This window comes from Shewanella insulae (assembly GCF_009831655.1).
Classification (GTDB): domain Bacteria; phylum Pseudomonadota; class Gammaproteobacteria; order Enterobacterales; family Shewanellaceae; genus Shewanella; species Shewanella insulae.
Genome location: NZ_WRPA01000013.1, coordinates 105,172 through 121,116, shown reverse-complemented (window position 1 = coordinate 121,116; position 15,945 = coordinate 105,172). Strand labels below are relative to the sequence as shown.

14 protein-coding genes are annotated in these 15,945 nt (G+C 53.5%); 6 read left to right on the top strand and 8 right to left on the bottom strand.

Going from position 1 to position 15,945, the window contains the following annotated elements; genetic code table 11:
* Positions 1–109 precede the first annotated feature (109 nt).
* Positions 110–1,780 (top strand): amidohydrolase, encoded by a 1,671-nt coding sequence (locus GNT65_RS14705; protein ID WP_160797503.1) that lies wholly within the window; start codon positions 110–112, stop codon positions 1,778–1,780.
* A gap of 55 nt (positions 1,781–1,835) precedes the next feature.
* Here GNT65_RS14705 and GNT65_RS14700 read toward each other — a convergent pair whose 3' ends face one another.
* A complete protein-coding gene (locus tag GNT65_RS14700; protein ID WP_160797501.1) occupies positions 1,836–3,338 on the bottom strand; it encodes a hypothetical protein in 1,503 nt (500 codons plus the stop codon).
* Positions 3,338–4,990: a hypothetical protein gene (locus tag GNT65_RS14695; protein WP_160797499.1), complete on the bottom strand. Its 1,653-nt coding sequence runs from the start codon at positions 4,988–4,990 to the stop codon at positions 3,338–3,340. The genes GNT65_RS14700 and GNT65_RS14695 overlap by 1 nt, the downstream gene beginning before the upstream one ends.
* 206 nt (positions 4,991–5,196) lie before the next feature.
* Here GNT65_RS14695 and GNT65_RS14690 point away from each other — a divergent pair, with 206 nt between their 5' ends.
* On the top strand, positions 5,197–5,499 hold the full coding sequence (locus GNT65_RS14690; RefSeq protein WP_160797497.1) for a DUF1840 domain-containing protein: 303 nt from the start codon (positions 5,197–5,199) through the stop codon (positions 5,497–5,499).
* 643 nt (positions 5,500–6,142) lie between these two features.
* Positions 6,143–7,588, top strand: coding sequence for a phospholipase D-like domain-containing protein (locus tag GNT65_RS14685; RefSeq protein WP_160797495.1), 1,446 nt, complete (start codon positions 6,143–6,145; stop codon positions 7,586–7,588).
* Positions 7,589–7,668: 80 nt separating this feature from the next.
* Here the strand turns inward: GNT65_RS14685 and GNT65_RS14680 are convergent, their stop codons facing one another.
* The 4 genes from GNT65_RS14680 to GNT65_RS14665 form a co-directional block, all read right to left on the bottom strand.
* Positions 7,669–8,139 carry a cupin domain-containing protein gene (locus tag GNT65_RS14680; RefSeq protein WP_160797493.1) on the bottom strand — a complete coding sequence of 157 codons (471 nt, stop codon included), beginning with the start codon at positions 8,137–8,139 and terminating at the stop codon, positions 7,669–7,671.
* 243 nt (positions 8,140–8,382) lie between these two features.
* Positions 8,383–8,628, bottom strand: a complete 246-nt coding sequence (locus GNT65_RS14675; RefSeq protein ID WP_160797545.1) for a hypothetical protein — start codon at positions 8,626–8,628, stop codon at positions 8,383–8,385.
* Positions 8,629–8,721: 93 nt separating this feature from the next.
* Positions 8,722–9,102 (bottom strand): hypothetical protein, encoded by a 381-nt coding sequence (locus tag GNT65_RS14670; RefSeq protein WP_160797491.1) that lies wholly within the window; start codon positions 9,100–9,102, stop codon positions 8,722–8,724.
* A gap of 11 nt (positions 9,103–9,113) precedes the next feature.
* Positions 9,114–9,419 (bottom strand): monooxygenase, encoded by a 306-nt coding sequence (locus tag GNT65_RS14665; RefSeq protein WP_160797489.1) that lies wholly within the window; start codon positions 9,417–9,419, stop codon positions 9,114–9,116.
* Positions 9,420–9,597: 178 nt separating this feature from the next.
* On the opposite strand from GNT65_RS14665, the gene GNT65_RS14660 reads away from it, so the two are divergent.
* Entirely contained in the window at positions 9,598–10,488 is an 891-nt protein-coding gene (locus tag GNT65_RS14660) for a LysR family transcriptional regulator (protein WP_160797487.1), read from the top strand.
* Between the two features lie 137 nt (positions 10,489–10,625).
* Positions 10,626–11,378, top strand: coding sequence for a sporulation protein (locus GNT65_RS14655; protein WP_160797485.1), 753 nt, complete (start codon positions 10,626–10,628; stop codon positions 11,376–11,378).
* 59 nt (positions 11,379–11,437) lie between these two features.
* Here the strand turns inward: GNT65_RS14655 and GNT65_RS14650 are convergent, their stop codons facing one another.
* Positions 11,438–12,775: a phosphatase PAP2 family protein gene (locus GNT65_RS14650; protein WP_160797483.1), complete on the bottom strand. Its 1,338-nt coding sequence runs from the start codon at positions 12,773–12,775 to the stop codon at positions 11,438–11,440.
* A gap of 196 nt (positions 12,776–12,971) precedes the next feature.
* Here GNT65_RS14650 and GNT65_RS14645 point away from each other — a divergent pair, with 196 nt between their 5' ends.
* Positions 12,972–13,457, top strand: a complete 486-nt coding sequence (locus GNT65_RS14645) for a hypothetical protein (RefSeq protein ID WP_160797481.1) — start codon at positions 12,972–12,974, stop codon at positions 13,455–13,457.
* Positions 13,458–13,566: 109 nt separating this feature from the next.
* Here GNT65_RS14645 and GNT65_RS14640 read toward each other — a convergent pair whose 3' ends face one another.
* A complete protein-coding gene (locus tag GNT65_RS14640) occupies positions 13,567–15,753 on the bottom strand; it encodes an OsmC domain/YcaO domain-containing protein (protein WP_160797479.1) in 2,187 nt (728 codons plus the stop codon).
* Positions 15,754–15,945: the final 192 nt, after the last annotated feature.

The window sequence follows — 15,945 nt, the reverse complement described above, 5'->3', positions numbered from 1 at the left end:
GCTTTGGCTCAGGCTTTCCAGCACTTGCCAATCACTACCTATGGCTAGTTTTCTGTCGGTGCCTAAGCTGCTAGTATGAATCCAACAACGAACTTAAAAAACCAATAATATGAGTACCCTAACTAAGTTAAGTCTCGCCGTTAGCCTGCTGCTTTCCGGTAGCGCCCTGGCACAAACCACCCTCATTCATAACCTCAAGGGTTACACCCTGGAACAGGGTAAGCTGACCCAGTTTAGTGCCATCGCCTTTAGTGGCGACAAGATAGATAAGATCTACCGCCAGGCACCGAGCCAGTTGCAAACTCAATCACCCAAGATCCGGGTGATCGATGCCAAGGGCCAGACCATGCTACCCGGGCTCATCGATGCCCACGGCCATGTGCTGGGCTGGGGGCTGAATCTTATTCGGGTCGATCTTAAGGGCAGTGAGTCTGAACAGGCCGCGGTAGCCAGGGTTGAGGCCTTTAGAAAGCAAAACAAAGATCTTAACTGGATTCTGGGCCGCGGCTGGAACCAGGTGCTCTGGCCAGAGAAAAGCTTCCCCACGGCCAAGACACTGGATAAGGCCTTTCCTGACACGCCGATATGGCTAAGGCGGGTCGATGGCCATGCGGGCTGGGCCAACAGCGCCGCCATGAAGCTGGCGGGCATAGATGCCGACACACAGGCCCCCAGCGGCGGCGAGATCGTCCGTGACGACAAGGGACAACCCAGCGGCGTGTTTATTGACAACGCCATGGCACTGATAGAGCAGCAGATCCCGGCACTGACCCAGGCCGAGCAGGCCCGCGCGCTGCGCGCGGCCATGACTGATCTCGCCAGACTCGGCCTCACCAGCGTCCACGACGCGGGTGTCGGTCACAATACCCTCGCCGCCTATCGTCAGCTAGCAGACGAAAAGCAGATGCCGATCCGCATCTACGCCATGGTCGCCGCCGACGATAGCCAGTTCGACCAGATCCTGGCCAAGGGTCCCTATCGCCATCCCGGCAGCATGCTGGATATCAGCAGCGTGAAGATCTCCGCCGACGGCGCCCTGGGTAGCCGCGGCGCCGCCCTGTTGCAGGACTACTCGGATCTCCATGGTCACAAGGGACTGCTGCTCTACAAGGAAGATGAGCTAAAGGCACTGATGCTTAAGTCGATGCAGGAGGGATTTCAGGTAAACACCCATGCCATCGGCGATCGTGCCAACAAGCTGGTGCTGGATAATTATCAGAGTCTGATCGCCAAGACCCACACCAAAGCCCTGAGACACAGGGTCGAGCACGCCCAAATACTGCAGCTGAGCGACATTCCCAGGTTTGCCGAGCTTGGGGTGATAGCCTCCATGCAGGCGACCCACGCCACCAGCGACATGAATATGGCCGAAGACAGGGTCGGCCCGCAGCGGATCGAGGGCGCCTACGCCTGGCGTAAGCTACTCGGCAGCGGCGCGGTGATCGCCGCAGGCTCAGATTTTCCCATCGAGTCGGCCAATCCCTTCTTTGGCCTGCACGCCTCAGTCACTCGCCAGGATCACGCTAACAAGCCCGTGCAGGGCTGGTATCCGGGCGAGAAGATGAGCCTCACCGAGGCCCTTAACAGCTTTACCCATGACGCCGCCTACGCCGCTCATCAGGAAACTCAGGTTGGCGAGCTACTGCCCGGCATGAAGGCCGACTTCATCCTGCTAGAGAGCGATCCCTTCACCATGGAACCACAGCAGCTGTGGCAAACCCAGGTCAACCAGACCTGGGTCAATGGCCGCAAGGTGTTCGATATAAAGGATGCCCAATAACGAAAGACTTAAAAAGCCCGGTTAGATGACCGGGCTTTTTTAGACTAACGAAATATTAACTGGCCAACAGGGCGCGATACTCTCCCTCCAGATAGGCATCCACCGCCTCGGCATCGATATGGCCAGCGTTATACCAGGCATACATCTCCTTGATTGCCAGATGGCCGAAACGAGTCCAGCCCACCAGGTTGGTTCTTAACAGAAACTGCACCATATCCCCGCCGGAGCGCAGCGCCGCTTCACCACCATCGATCAGACACATGCTACCGTGGGCCACCAACAGCATGCGCCTCAGCTCGGGATTGCTAGCCAGGGGAACACACTCAGACCAGGGCTTTTGATGGTAACAGCGCTGTTTCACCATCCAGCCTAGGCGAGTGATCAGCTCGGTCACCAGTACGGGCACACACAGGCCCAAACCATGGCGGAGATCATAGCCTTGCTCGAACACCTTAGTGCAGACCACCGCAAAGCTCTGCCGGTGCTGACCAAACTCCCCCAGCTCCATAAACTGCAACAGGTTATAGAAAGGAATGGGGATACCCGAGCCGCGTCCATAGTCGGGCTGGTTTCTGTTTATCCCCGAAGAACCGGACACGTCGGACATCAGATGCCCAAACCAGTTGGCAACGCCACAGAATATCTTAGCGATAAAATTGTGCCCCTGAAGCTCTGCCTCTGCCGATATGGTCACCAGCTTACCTTCGCTGACGAAACTGGCACTCTGGGTAAACTGATTGATGATGGAGAAGAACAGCCCCACTAGGCAGGGGCTGTGGGCCAGACTCTTGAGGTGGTGGTTCTTGGTACTCATGTGTTTGACCGCACCAGCCGTGCCATTGGGGCCAAAGGAGGTAGCCTGATCATAGTTGACGCTAAACTTGCCCTCTAGAAAGCTGATGGCGCTAGAGGTTTGATTGCCGCGGCCCCCCTCCCAGCCATTGAAGCGGGCAAAATTTTCCACCGCCTTCTCCGCCAGCTTATCGGCGCCCCTAGTCAACTGGCTCTCTTTGGGCACGCCACCGAAGGCGAGATCGATTAGGCCACCAATCACTCCTGCGGTTCCCGCGATCTGGTAGTCATACTTGTCACACTGGGACGACTTGAGGGAAAACTCCTCGGCGATCCGTTTCTCCAGTGCAACTCGCTGACTCAGGGTCATCAGGCGGCTATAGGGATCACTGCTCAGATCTATCCCCTGGGCCTGGGCATAGCCCTGCACCGAGGCCATATAGGCTTGCCAGCTCATCTGCTCATTGAAATCCATACTCGCCAGGGGCGATAGCCTACCTATGCTTAAGGTGCTCTCCTCCTGGGTTACCTCGCAGTAGCGACTCACCTCGGAAGAGATGACAATCTCTTCATCGAAGGCGATGCCACAGCTATCCAGTATCGACTGCATATCCTCTAGCATGGAGTCCAGCGCCTGATCGTTCTCGGCCTGATGCTGCTGCAATGCAGAGAGCGCCGCATCCAGCTCGGCCATGCGCTGCTCAGAAGCCTCGAGTTGATGCTGCTGAGCGAGCAAGGCGCCCGCCTGTTCATCCTTGCTCGCCATCAGGAGAAGATCCCTGACAACTTACCCTTAATCACATCGGCCGCCTTGAAATAGCCAATGGCATCGAACACGGCTGCCAGTTTATCCAGCTCACAGGTCGGGATGTCCGGCTTAATCCTCAGCACAGTGACGGCCTCAGTTTCATCCCCCTGCTGAACCTCCTCTTCCACCTTCTGATAGTATCCCATCACTAGGGCGTAGAACTGCTTCTTCACCGGCTCCTGAGTCAGCGACTTCAGCTTAGGCTCGTCAAGCTTGATAGGGCAGCGCAGCTTGATACGGCTGTTTTGCATCTTACCCGACTTCTGACTGAGGACATCGGCGGCGCCCGTCAGCGATGTCATCATCTTCATCAGCTTCTGCACCTTGGCATCTTGAATACCGTAGCTGGCCACCGCCTGATTAAACTTGTCGGTAATATAGTTAAGGTCGTTGATGAGCAGCGACAGGGTCGCCTGGGTCTGCTTAATCACCTCGTTGAGCATCAGCTCCCGGCGCTTGGTCTTATCCAGCTCGTTGGCACCGGTGAAGTGCTTGATCCCCTTATAGGCACCGACTCCCAGCAATACGGCAACACCTATGCCGGTTGCCATGCTGGAGAAGCCCAGTGCGCCCCCCAGCCCGAGGGCGGCAAGCCCAGAGGTCATGCCCGCCGCCGAGAGCCCCACCACGGAGCCCGACAGATAGACGGCAGCCAGCGGCACGCCGACCGCGCCCGCCTTGGCCGATAGCTCCTTCATGCCGCGCTTGAGGGCATCATCGGTAAAGTCCTCTCTGAGCATCTTAAAGTCATGCTGAATCGCCATCAGCGCCAGCTCTATCTCTTCGTCAGATACGCCGAACAATGCCTTGTTCTCCTCGAGAAACGCGAAGTTCTCATAAGAGCCGTCGTTAACACTCATATAGGTGCTGATAAGGTCTTTCACCAGAGAGATCTTCACTGCCTTGTTGTGGCTGGGTACACATTCTGCGTCTATGGTGGCCAGCAGCTCGGCAAGGGGACGTTGATTCTGCTCCGTGGAGAGGTAGCCCCTCAACTCGAAGCGAGATTCGGTGGTCAGCTCCAGCCGGGTCATCAGCATCAGGATCTCGGAAAACTCCTTCTTATCCACCTCACCATCATCGGCAAAGGCCATGTTGGCGATCACTTTGACATAGGCGACCTTTAACGCCTCAGACATCTCCGCCAAAGTGACTATCTGATTCTCCTCCTCGAAGTTGTCGCACTCGGTCACCGCGCGATTGAGGATCTCGGCCAGCAGCCGGTAGTCACAATCGATCAGGCCGTCTATGGTGTTACATGAGCCATCCTTTCTCAGGAGCTCGACAGCAACCTCCTTCTTCTCCTTACCCTTATCGTTTGTCGAAACATATTCGACATAGTCCACCTTCTCGATATCGTCATAGGGGAAGAGCATCGGGTCATCGAACATAGGCTTAAACACTAGGTGTTCCCCGGTGAAGGCCAGGCCATCCTTAGCGCTGCCAAATACCGTGTTGTCATAGATGGCGATGATGGTATTGACCCTGTCCACCAATCCCATTGACTTGGCCGCGTTGTTGAGTTTCTTTTCAGGGATCCCAGGGGCGACGAAGACATTCGTACTGACCGCGCCTATGTTCTCTTTAATAAAGGTATTGATCTCTTGCATGCTGCTTCCTTGTGAAATGCCCGCTTGATTGGCGCCCGAAATGAGTGAGCTATTTATAACATTTCCCGCCAAGGGCGAAACAAACCAAGGTCACAATCTCATGCAATGAAAATTAACAAAACGTTTAATAGACAATAGGTTATAATTTGATCGACAAGCTATGCCAAGCCGAGTCATAGTCCCTACACACACCAAGGAGTCGCAGCATGTTAGTCACCTTTAAAACCAAGCATTACGCCAATATCACCCTGTTTGGCGACGTGGCCCAGACCTTCCTGAAGATACTCGGCCATAGCAACTCGGTACCAGGCGCGATTCGCGCCGAAGATGTGCCCAGCGCCCTCGCCCGCCTGCAACAGGCGGTAGCCAATGCACCAACTCAGCCCTCACAGTCAGAGGATGACGAAGATGATAAGGGCCCCTATGTGAGCCTGAAACAAAGGGCGCTGCCCCTCATCGAACTATTCGAGTCGGCGGCCAAGAATAATGACAATGTAATGTGGGAATAAACTGTGATATGGGAAAAATCTAGACAACTTTAAATCGGCCCGTCAACCTCCCTAATATTTCCTACCGGGCCGATTTCATACATTTTACTATATTCATAACATTCTTCTTTCCCTTCTAAGCTAATTGAATTATTTCTATTCAAATTCTAACTCGCAAAATAATCCCACACCTCCCTCTTGTTTTTAAATCAAATCAATTAACACTTAATTAACAAGTGAAATAGTGTTACAAAAAAAAGCTCCATTAAAAACTTAAACAAAATAATATTAATGATTTATATGCTATCCCCCATCATCTCCCTAACACTTAGCACCATACGCGGGTTCAATTAAGCTTACCTCACTGTTTTTAAAGCAAAACAATGCAACAAGAATGATTAGTCATTTTAACCGACTAATCGCGCAAATTATATTCAAAATACTGCATAACTAACAAACAATATGAATATTTTCAAATGTCCGAAAAATGAGACATCTGTATAACTTTTGTTAACTAAAACCTACTAAATGTCACAACAGCCTGTTAGTATGCTGTCGAGTTTTTAAACTAAGGATGGTTAAATGTAGAAAAAAACTACAATGAAATTTGGATTCAGATTACTCATTTTCGATTTACACTTTTATTATAAAAATAAGGTAAAACATGAAAATTAATAAACTGAATATGGGGTTGTTGTTATCGCTAGCTTCTACAATGAGCTATGCCGATGATGTTGAAGTTTACTTTAATCACGTGGTCAATCCACCCGCCGTTCAAGCCAACCTTGAACAGAAAATTATCGAGCTAATCGATTCTGCCAATAGCACCTTGTATATGGCTATCTATGACCTCGACCTGCCCGGCATCGCCAATGCCATGGTGGCCGCCAAGCAACGCGGCGTCGATGTTAAGTTTGTCACCGACGAAGACAACATCGCCGGCGAGAACGACCAGGCCATCGCCATCCTGAATCAAGGCGGCGTCCCCTGGATAGACGATACCGAAAACGGTAGCGCAGGCTCCAAGATCCAACACAATAAGTTCATCGTCGTCGACGGCAAGAAGGTGCTCACAGGCAGCACCAACTTTAGCCAGTCTGGTGTACATGGCGATCTGGATGCCCAGGGTAACCTGATCAGCGAAGGCAATGATAACCATATCGTTATCATAGACTCCAACCAACTGGCCAGCGTCTATACCCATCAGTTCAACCTGATGTGGGGCGACGGCCAGGGCGGCGCCAAAGACTCTCTCTTTGGCCTGGGCAAGCCTGATCATCAGCTGGAAACCATCTACACCAATAACGACAATATCCGCATCGATGTGCAGTTCACTCCGCAATCCCCAAGCGTCTATGTGGGCTCGACCCTGTACAACATGCAGCAGTACATTCGCAACGCCCAGTATCGCATTCACCTGGCACAGTTTGTCATTAGCGCCCAGGATGTGGCCGATGAGATGGAGCTGAGACACGATGCAGGTGTCGAGATACAGGGCCTGGGTGACTCCTCTTTCTTCTCACGCTACTACTCTGAGTTCCAGGACATGCTGGGCATAGAGAAGCCTAATGCCTCAGGTAATATCGAGGTAGACAGCTACACAGGGGCCGTCAACAACATCTGGGAAAACCCTGCCGACGTGCGTGTCGCCAAGTTAAATGGTGGCGATAAGTTCCATCATAAGTACATGATCATCGACGACATGGTACTGACGGGCTCACACAACATCAGTGGCGCCGCGGCCTTCGGTAACGACGAAAACATCGTAGTGATCCACGACGCTGAAACCGCTGCCGAGTTCGAAGGACACTTCAGCTACACCTACTGCGTAGCAGGCAACGGCGCTGAGTGTGCGAAACCCGCCTATGAGGAAGGCACCTGGGAAGGGGTCTTCTTCAGCGCAAGCGACGTGAGTGTGGTGCTCGATATCGTCAATAACGCGACCCTGACCGAGCTGGATATTGACGCGGCCATGAACAAGACTGCCGCCAACAATATCATCGCCGCCAGACCGATCGCCGACATGGACACCCTGGCCGCCGTGCCATACGTAGGTAACGCCGCCATGATCGACCTGAAGGACTATATCGCTCAGTGGCAGAGCAAATAGTCTCTCGCTAAAGCATTAAGGGCGGCCTCTATAGGCCGCCCTTTTTATCCGCTAAATAAGCAGCAAGACAGGCAACAGAATTAACGGGTCAGACGCTCTATGATCGCCTTATGCTGAGGATAGGCATCCAGCAGAGGCTGGCGTTCAAACAACTCGAAGTCCTCGAAGGTAAAGCCTGGCGATACCATGCAGCCCACCAGCGAGAAGCCCGGATTATTCATGGCTGAGCCGAATATACAACCCTTAGGCACCAGAAATTGTGGCCGCTGACCGGCGGCAACGTCCAGCCCCAGCTCAGCCGTGGTCAACTCTCCAGCTGCATCGATCATATAGATGGTCAGAGGCTCGCCGCCATGAAAATACCACATCTCGTCGGCGGTTAAACGATGAAAGTGAGACACCTCACCGGTTCGTAGCAGGAAATAGATACTGGTCCACAGCTGACGCCTGTCATCGAAGGCCTCTACCGCCCGATAGGAGGAGCGATAGTAACCCCCTTCCACATGTTGCTCTAACTGCAAGGCGTTAATGAAATCTTCCGCGCGCTGCATAACTTCTCCTTCTCAATATTTAATTCGCCTTGGCTTTAGGGCCCATGGCCTTACGCCAACGACCTAGCACTCTAACCTATATTGATGCTTCATGCTGTGACTCGAACTAAGCAACTAAGCGACTAAGTGACTAAGTGACTAAGTGACTAAGCGACTAGGTAAGCACGTCACATCATACCGCAAATAAAAAAGCCCAGGACTTGATGCCATGGGCTTCTCTTATCTTTAGCGTTTAGCCAGGTCTCAGTGCTTAGAGACGCCGTGACGAACCATCTCCTTACCCTGCTCGAACACTTCATCTGTGATCCAGCGGGCATGCAGCAGCTTGTGGTTCTTATCGAATACGGCCACAAAATGACGGCCATCGGCATTATTGGTTGCCATGCCGACGCCCTCGACCCCTTCCAGTCCCAGGCCACCGTTTTCTACCTGCAGCAGGAAGCTGGCTAGATCGTCCAGGTTATCGATTACGCTTTGCTCATCGCTCATCAGTTTGCTTCTCATCTCTATCGGCCTGCAATTAGGCCTAACTCAATGACGCGTACTCTACCCTGAGTGAGCCAAGATGTGAACCTTATTGGGCTAAAGCCCCCCCTGTTTACGATATTGGGCCGCCGACAGCAGGGCCATCACGGCGAAGAAGATGGGATCGCTCCAGCCAAAACCGGTAAATATTCCCTTCACACCGGCATAAGTGGTGATCACCACTCCCAAAAGATTGGTGAGGAGTAACGCCAATATCAGCTTCTTCGCCACCTCCCCCTGGGCTAACTCCCTAAGTAGCCAGGCCACAAGTGCAACGCCACCTAAGAAGATGCTCGTATGCTGAGACAGGAAATAGGCATACTGATCCTGTATCTTCACGCCATAGAGGGGCCATACCTGCAACGGCAGGAAAAAGAGCACTATGGCGAACAAGCCGTAAATGGCGCCGTGTAGACTCAAGAAAACCTTGTTGGTCATCTCAGCACTCCTTAGGCCAGCGGGGCCTTATTGATAGCCGACAGTGGCAGGTTAATATCGAAGATCTGACCGCGTACCTCGTCGACGCCCATCGCCTTGAGGCGGGCGCTGTGCATCGCAAGATAGGCACGCGCCGAGGCTTCATCTTCGAACAGATAGATGCCGCCGCCTAACTTATTCTTCTCACTCTCCGTCCAGATCTTCCAGATCATTCCAGGCTCCTGATTGATGGACTCGGCCAGCCCTACCAACTGCTCGGCCATCTCCTGACCAAAAGGGCCTTCAAATGCAAAATCTACCTGTAATAACTTGCTCATCGTCTCTCTCCAGATGCGGTTTAATTGATCATCAATCAGCTCCCTCCAAAGGTGAGGGAGCTTGTAAGGCTTCTTGGCAAACGTGCTAGGCGTTTTCCGTTGATGAGTGTCATACTACTCGCAAAATATAGACATTAAAGTTCATAATATTGCGCATTAATGTAGAGAAATTAAACCAATGAAACTCAAGACGACCCTAGATCAGTGGCAGACGCTACTGGAGATAGATAAGGCGGGCAGCATTCAGGCGGCGGCGCTGTCCCTCAACAAGAGCCACACCACCTTGATCTACGCAGTGAAGAAACTGGAAGCTCAGCTGGACCTGCCGCTGCTGCGCATCGAAGGGCGCAAGGCGGTGCTCACAGATCAGGGCAAGTCGCTACTTAGGCGAGCCAATGCCATGCTAGAGCAGGCTAGGACCCTCGAGGAACTCAGCACCCAGATCGCCAGCGGTTTAGAGTCACAACTCGTGGTCGCCATAGATCATCTCTGCGACCGCAGCTGGCTGTTTCAGCCTATGAGTGAGTTCCTCACCCACAACAGTGCCACCTCGGTCAAGGTGGTCGAAACCTCCCTGTCAAAAACCACCCAGATGGTGGTGGAGGAGCAGGCTGATATCTCCATCATCAATCTGCCTATCAAAGACTATCCCTCTGAGACCTTCGCCCTGGTCAAGCTTTACCCCGTTGTCGCCAGGCAACATCCCCTCGCCGCTATTCCCTCGCCGACTACGGCTGATCTGGCCATCAACCGCCAAATAGTGATCCGCGATCTGGGCGACACAAGTCAACAGGATGTCGGCTGGCTAAAGTCCAATCAACGCATCACGGTAGATAATTTCGACCACGCTTGGCAGGCGGTCACTCTTGGGCTCGGTTACTGCCGCGTGCCACACCACGTCATTGAGAGATACCGAGACCCAAACGTTAGCGTGCTCAACCTAGAGCATGCCCACAGCTATCAGGTGCCCCTGCATCTGACGCTCCCCAAGGGGGCAAAGACGGGGCCTGCGGCTAAACACCTCTATCAGCTGCTGTTGGCTTCGACGGCCCAGCGAGCGGCGCCTTAGTCGCCAGAAGAGCACTCAGCGAAAGCCCGGCCTTTAGGCGCAATAGGCGATTACGCTGCCGGAGTTGCAGCCCTAAACAGACAATGTTAGGGTCTGCGCAAGTTAAAAATCCTCTCGAAAAACAACAAGGAAAGAGAATGTTAAAGAAGATCTTAGCCAGTGTCGGCATAGGCAAGGCCAGCGTCGATACCATATTACTCGATGAGCAACTGCGCGCCGGAGAGCCCTTTCGCATCGAGGTAGTGATCACAGGCGGTGAGGTAGAACAGGAACTCAACGGCCTGGAGTTCGCCATCATGGCCGAGGCCAAGGCGGAAAAAAGCGTTGGCGACGATGAGATAAAATACAATAAGAGCCTGGTACTGCAGAGCTGGAAGCCCATGCTGAAGCAGACCATAGCCCCGGGTGAGACCATCACGCGCCAATTTAACCTCAACTTGCATCCGGAGATCCCGGCCACCCGCCTCTTCGGCCAGCGCATCGGCAAGATCTGGCTGCAGACCGGCCTGGATATCAAGAACGGCATCGACGGTAGCGACAAAGACCCGCTGACCATCTTACCCTCCCCCACCCAGCTGGCAGTGTTAGAGCTTATCGAGCAGGCGGGCTATCGTCTCTACAAGACAGATATCGAGGCGGGCTATATCCACGCCCACGAATTCTCCTCGCATCTGCCCTGCTATCAAGAATATGAGTTTAAACCTGAGTCTCACTCCTTCTTCGGCGCCAGGGAGCTGGAAGTCAGCTTCGTCGACAACGGCGAGGAGACAGGCGTACTGATCGAAGTGGATCGCGCCTTCCTGGGTGACGGTTATCGCAGCATCGCCATTCCCAACGAGCTAGACACTATAGAAGCTGTGCGCCCATACGTGGAAGAGTTACTCGGTTAATATCGCCACATTAGGACACCAAAAGCCTGCCGCCTGCAGATTGCAAGCAGGTGGCCAGGCTAAAAGCGATTCTCGACCGTGAGCACGATAGAATCTGTCTGATACTCCATATTGAGCCCATCCCATTTGGCCTCAGAGTAGGCATACTTGAGTCCCATCAGCCACTCTTCGCCCAGGGCATAGCTTAGCCCAGCTTCCGCCGCCACTAGCTGATTGCCAGACCAGGCCTGAAAACGTCCCATGGCATCGGCCGACAGGCCGCCACCGATATGATAACGGGTTAGCCCTTCGATAGAGGGCATCACCTCCAGGCTGCCCTCTCCGGCATACTGGCCACCGGTCAGATAGTCTGCCTCCAGCTCGACCCAATAGGCGTACAGGCCCCCCCCCAGCTTAAAATGCCAATCTCCCTGGGGCGCGAATCGATAGAAATATTGCGATCCCAGGCTCCACTGCTTAAAGGCCAGATAGAGGGAGTCGCCATCCTGATATTGCTTACCATCCAGTTCAAACTCTCCCGATAGGGTGCCAAAGACACGGGTCTCGTTGGGTGAAAGCTCCAGCTGTAACGACGTCACGTCAGAATCTAAGTACTCGTACATGAGATAGGAGAAAGGCTGATGATCGTCCACCAGCTGTTCATCGGGTAGCAAACTCTTCACCCCCGCCATACCGAGGGAATCAGTCATATTAAAGCCAAGATTGACGGCAAAACGATGACGTTTGGGGCCTTGGACGTAAGGCTGGGCAAGCTTCTCGGCGCGCGGACCAGCTCGTCCATTCAGGGGGCCATCCAGAGGCATTGAGATATTAAATTGCAGACCACCTTCATCGTTGGGAAAGAGGGATACGGCCAGACCTTGGTTATCGTATTGCTCGACGAAATACTGATTTACCAGGATGGCGATGCCAGCACCACCGAGAACATCATCGGCATAATGACGCCTACCATGTACCCTACTGGCCGCTACTACGCCGGCTCCAAGATAGGCAGGGATCCCCCAAGCGCTGCCATATCGCGACTGCAAAAAGGCTGCACCAGAGAAGGCTCCCGCGGAATGGCCCGAAGGAAAAGACTTATAACTGCCGCCCGCCACGGTCGAATTTGGTCGATAGCGCCCCACAGTGCTCTTGGTCACCTCAACGATCAATTGCGTCGTCAGTACAGAAAAGGTTAGCTGCTTGGCTCCCTCAAAGTCATCATAGAGCCAGGACGCCAGGTAACCCGTCGCCGGAATGGCGATCACCAGTATGTCCCCGGCCTCGACAAACCCATCGTCTATCGACTCATTAATGGCATTATCGGGTGCCGCCACGGCGGTAAGGCTCAGACTCATTGCCAACAGGGCGCTGGCTTTTAACGGCATGGCTTTTATTGGCATGGCTTTTAATGACATAGCTAGATTCTCAACAAAGCAAACACTTGCTCAAAGTGTAGATGCAAATTGGGTAAGCCGCGGCTAATCACTAGCCTAAGTGCGCCAAATTGCGTAAAATATCGCCGCCAATTAAACGAACCAAGTAATTGATAACTAAAAACAACCAAAAACCTTAGCAAGGAAAGCGCTAAGGCTAACCACTTAAGGACGAGTCATGGACCCTATCTCTCAGCTGTTTGCCGCCTATTTGGAAATGGTCAGCAGCAACATTGTCACCAGCTATGAAGATGCCGCCAACACCCGCCTTGTCAGTCAGCGCCTGGTGTATGAAGATACGGCCATCGGCTTTCAACATCAGCTGTGGCGTATCCGGGAGCAGAGCGTCTGCGCCGACACCAAACAGGACGTCACCCAATACGCCTATTGCACCCGCAAGGCCAAGCGCATGTTTACCAGTCTGTGCCAGCAGCTCTCCAGGCGTGACGATCTCAATCAGCACGGCAGACACCTGTCGACCATGTACTGTAACGCCTCCCTCAGCTATAAACCTATGATCGCCCACATAGGCAAGCCAAGCTCGCGCAGCGAGCAGCAACAGGCGCAGAAGCGCTGTAACGAGTTGATCCTCAAGGCGATGCAAGATAAGAGCCCCGAGGTGCAACAACAAAAGGCGATAGCCTGCGCCAAGGCCAACGGCTAATAGCTCGGCTAGCAAATACCAAAAAGCGGGCACAAAAAAGCGAGCACCAAGGCTCGCTTTTTTAGCTCACTATTCGCTACTCACTATCCGTAACTCACAGCACTAAAGATTACAGTCCGGCTTTAATTTTTCGGGCCTGATGCAGCTTCTTATAGCTCTCGATGAGACGCAGATGCGGCTCTATGCCTTCCAGCGCCATGCTGGTCTCGGTAAGGCCTGAGAAGCGTACCTCGCCGTTCACAGAACCTACCACCTGAGCCATCACCTCGTCACCAAACATGCGGGTAAAGTTACCGATGAAGTCCTCAAGCTCGAGCTCCTCATCCAGCGTCACCTCGAGTACCGCGCTCATCGCCTGATAGAAGAGGCCACGCTGAACCGTGTTGTCGTTAAACTGCAGGAAGTCTTCCACCAGCTCCAGCGCCTCTTCCTGGGCACCCAGGGCCAGATAGATGAGAATCTTAAGCTCGATAATGGTCAGCTGTCCCCAGACGGTGTTTTCATCAAACACGATGCCGATCAGGGTGCGGATATCCGTGTAGTTATCCAGCTGGCTCTCTTCCAGACGATTGACCAGCTCGGCAAGCTCATCGTCGCTCAGGCGATGCAGATTGAGGATATCCTCGCGATAGTCCAGCGCCTTGTTGGTGTTGTCCCAGATGAGGTCGTCCACCGGATAGACCTCAGAATAACCGGGCACAAGTATACGGCAGGCAGATGCCCCCTGCTCTTCAAACTCGGCGACATAGGCCTCCTTGCCCAGGCTTTCCAGGATGCCGAACAGCCCCTTGGCCTCCTCCTCGTTGCTGCCGGAGAAGTCCCACTCACAGAACGCATAGTCCGCCTTGTTGCTGAAGAAGCGCCAGGAGATCACCCCGGTAGAGTCGATGAAGTGCTCGACGAAGTTTTCCGGCTCGCTCACCGCCATGCTGTTGAAGGTCGGCTTAGGCACATCGTTGAGTCCCTCGAAACTGCGGCCCTGTAGCAGCTCGGTCAGGCTGCGCTCCAGTGCCACCTCGAAGCTTGGGTGTGCGCCGAAGGAGGCAAACACGCCACCTGTCTTGGGGTTCATCAGGGTCACACACATCACGGGGAACTGACCGCCCAGGGAGGCATCTCTCACCACCACGGGGAAACCTTGCTCTTCAAGCCCCTTGATGCCGGCAAGTATGCTGGGGTACTTCTCCAGCACGGCCATAGGCACGTCCGGCAGCACTATCTCCTGTTCGATGATCTGGCGCTTCACCGCGCGCTCGAAGATCTCCGACAGGCACTGCACCTCGGCCTCCTGCAGGTTGTTGCCCGCGCTCATGCCGTTGCTTAAAAACAGGTTCTCAATCAAATTCGAAGGGAAATAGACTGTCTCGCCATCCGAGCGGCGCTTGTAGGGGATGGTGCAGATGCCGCGCTCTATATTGCCCGAGTTGGTATCGATCAGGTGTGAGCCGCACAGCTCGCCATCCGGGTTATAGATCTCTAGGCTGTAGTCATCCAGCATACCCGCTGGCAGCGAGTCGTCATCGGTCAGGGCGAACCACTTCTCGTTGGGGTAGTGAACAAACTCACTATTGGCGATATCCAGGCCGAAGAACTGATCGTTATAGAAGAAGTTACAGTTCAGACGCTCGATAAACTCACCCAGCGCCGAGCAGAGTGCACTCTCCTTGGTCGCGCCCTTACCATTGGTGAAGCACATGGGTGAGGCCGCATCGCGAATATGCAGCGACCAAACGTTAGGCACTATGTTGCGCCAGGAAGAGATCTCTATCTTCATCCCCAGCTCAGCCAGAATGCCGGTCATATTGGCGATGGTCTGCTCAAGCGGCAGATCTTTGCCCAAGATATAGGTGCTGGTGTCGCCACCTGGCTGGCCCATCAACATGGCGTTGGCATCGGCGTCCAGGTTCTCCACCGTCTCAATCTTAAATTCTGGGCCTGTCTGCACCACTTTTTTAACCGTACAACGGTCGATGGAGCGCAGGATCCCCTCGCGATCTTTGTCGGAGATATCGTCGGGTAGCTCTACCTGGATCTGGAAGATCTGATTATAGCGATCTTCTGGATCGACGATATTGTTCTGGGACAGACGAATGTTGTCGGTGGGAATGTCGCGAGCCTTGCAGTAGACCTTAACGAAATAGGCCGCGCACAGTGCCGACGACGCCAAGAAGTAATCAAAGGGACTAGGCGCCGAACCATCACCCTTGTAGCGAATAGGCTGATCGGCGGTGACGGTAAAATCGTCGAACTTGGCTTCGAGTCTGAGGTTATCGAGAAAATTAACTTTGATTTCCATGGGGTGCTTTCCACTGCGCGCCAGCGCCTAAGGCCCAGCATGCTTTATTTCAAAATGAGACAATTGGGGGGAATTATCGGTGTTTTTGAGTCATTAGTCTTGGGTTAATTACCGAAAAAGGCCAAAAGGCCAAAATTAACCACCAGGGCGGCGAGGGAATAGCGCCGCCCCAAAGGGGATAATGAGGAGAAC

Bases quoted from the DNA above. Each gene is read 5' to 3' on its own strand.
- GNT65_RS14705 (WP_160797503.1), top strand. From the start codon at position 110: ATGAGTACCCTAACTAAGTTAAGTCTCGCCGTTAGCCTGCTGCTTTCC.
- GNT65_RS14700 (WP_160797501.1), bottom strand. From the start codon at position 3,338: ATGGCGAGCAAGGATGAACAGGCGGGCGCCTTGCTCGCTCAGCAGCAT.
- GNT65_RS14695 (WP_160797499.1), bottom strand. From the start codon at position 4,990: ATGCAAGAGATCAATACCTTTATTAAAGAGAACATAGGCGCGGTCAGT.
- GNT65_RS14690 (WP_160797497.1), top strand. From the start codon at position 5,197: ATGTTAGTCACCTTTAAAACCAAGCATTACGCCAATATCACCCTGTTT.
- GNT65_RS14685 (WP_160797495.1), top strand. From the start codon at position 6,143: ATGAAAATTAATAAACTGAATATGGGGTTGTTGTTATCGCTAGCTTCT.
- GNT65_RS14680 (WP_160797493.1), bottom strand. From the start codon at position 8,139: ATGCAGCGCGCGGAAGATTTCATTAACGCCTTGCAGTTAGAGCAACAT.
- GNT65_RS14675 (WP_160797545.1), bottom strand. From the start codon at position 8,628: ATGAGCGATGAGCAAAGCGTAATCGATAACCTGGACGATCTAGCCAGC.
- GNT65_RS14670 (WP_160797491.1), bottom strand. From the start codon at position 9,102: ATGACCAACAAGGTTTTCTTGAGTCTACACGGCGCCATTTACGGCTTG.
- GNT65_RS14665 (WP_160797489.1), bottom strand. From the start codon at position 9,419: ATGAGCAAGTTATTACAGGTAGATTTTGCATTTGAAGGCCCTTTTGGT.
- GNT65_RS14660 (WP_160797487.1), top strand. From the start codon at position 9,598: ATGAAACTCAAGACGACCCTAGATCAGTGGCAGACGCTACTGGAGATA.
- GNT65_RS14655 (WP_160797485.1), top strand. From the start codon at position 10,626: ATGTTAAAGAAGATCTTAGCCAGTGTCGGCATAGGCAAGGCCAGCGTC.
- GNT65_RS14650 (WP_160797483.1), bottom strand. From the start codon at position 12,775: ATGTCATTAAAAGCCATGCCAATAAAAGCCATGCCGTTAAAAGCCAGC.
- GNT65_RS14645 (WP_160797481.1), top strand. From the start codon at position 12,972: ATGGACCCTATCTCTCAGCTGTTTGCCGCCTATTTGGAAATGGTCAGC.
- GNT65_RS14640 (WP_160797479.1), bottom strand. From the start codon at position 15,753: ATGGAAATCAAAGTTAATTTTCTCGATAACCTCAGACTCGAAGCCAAG.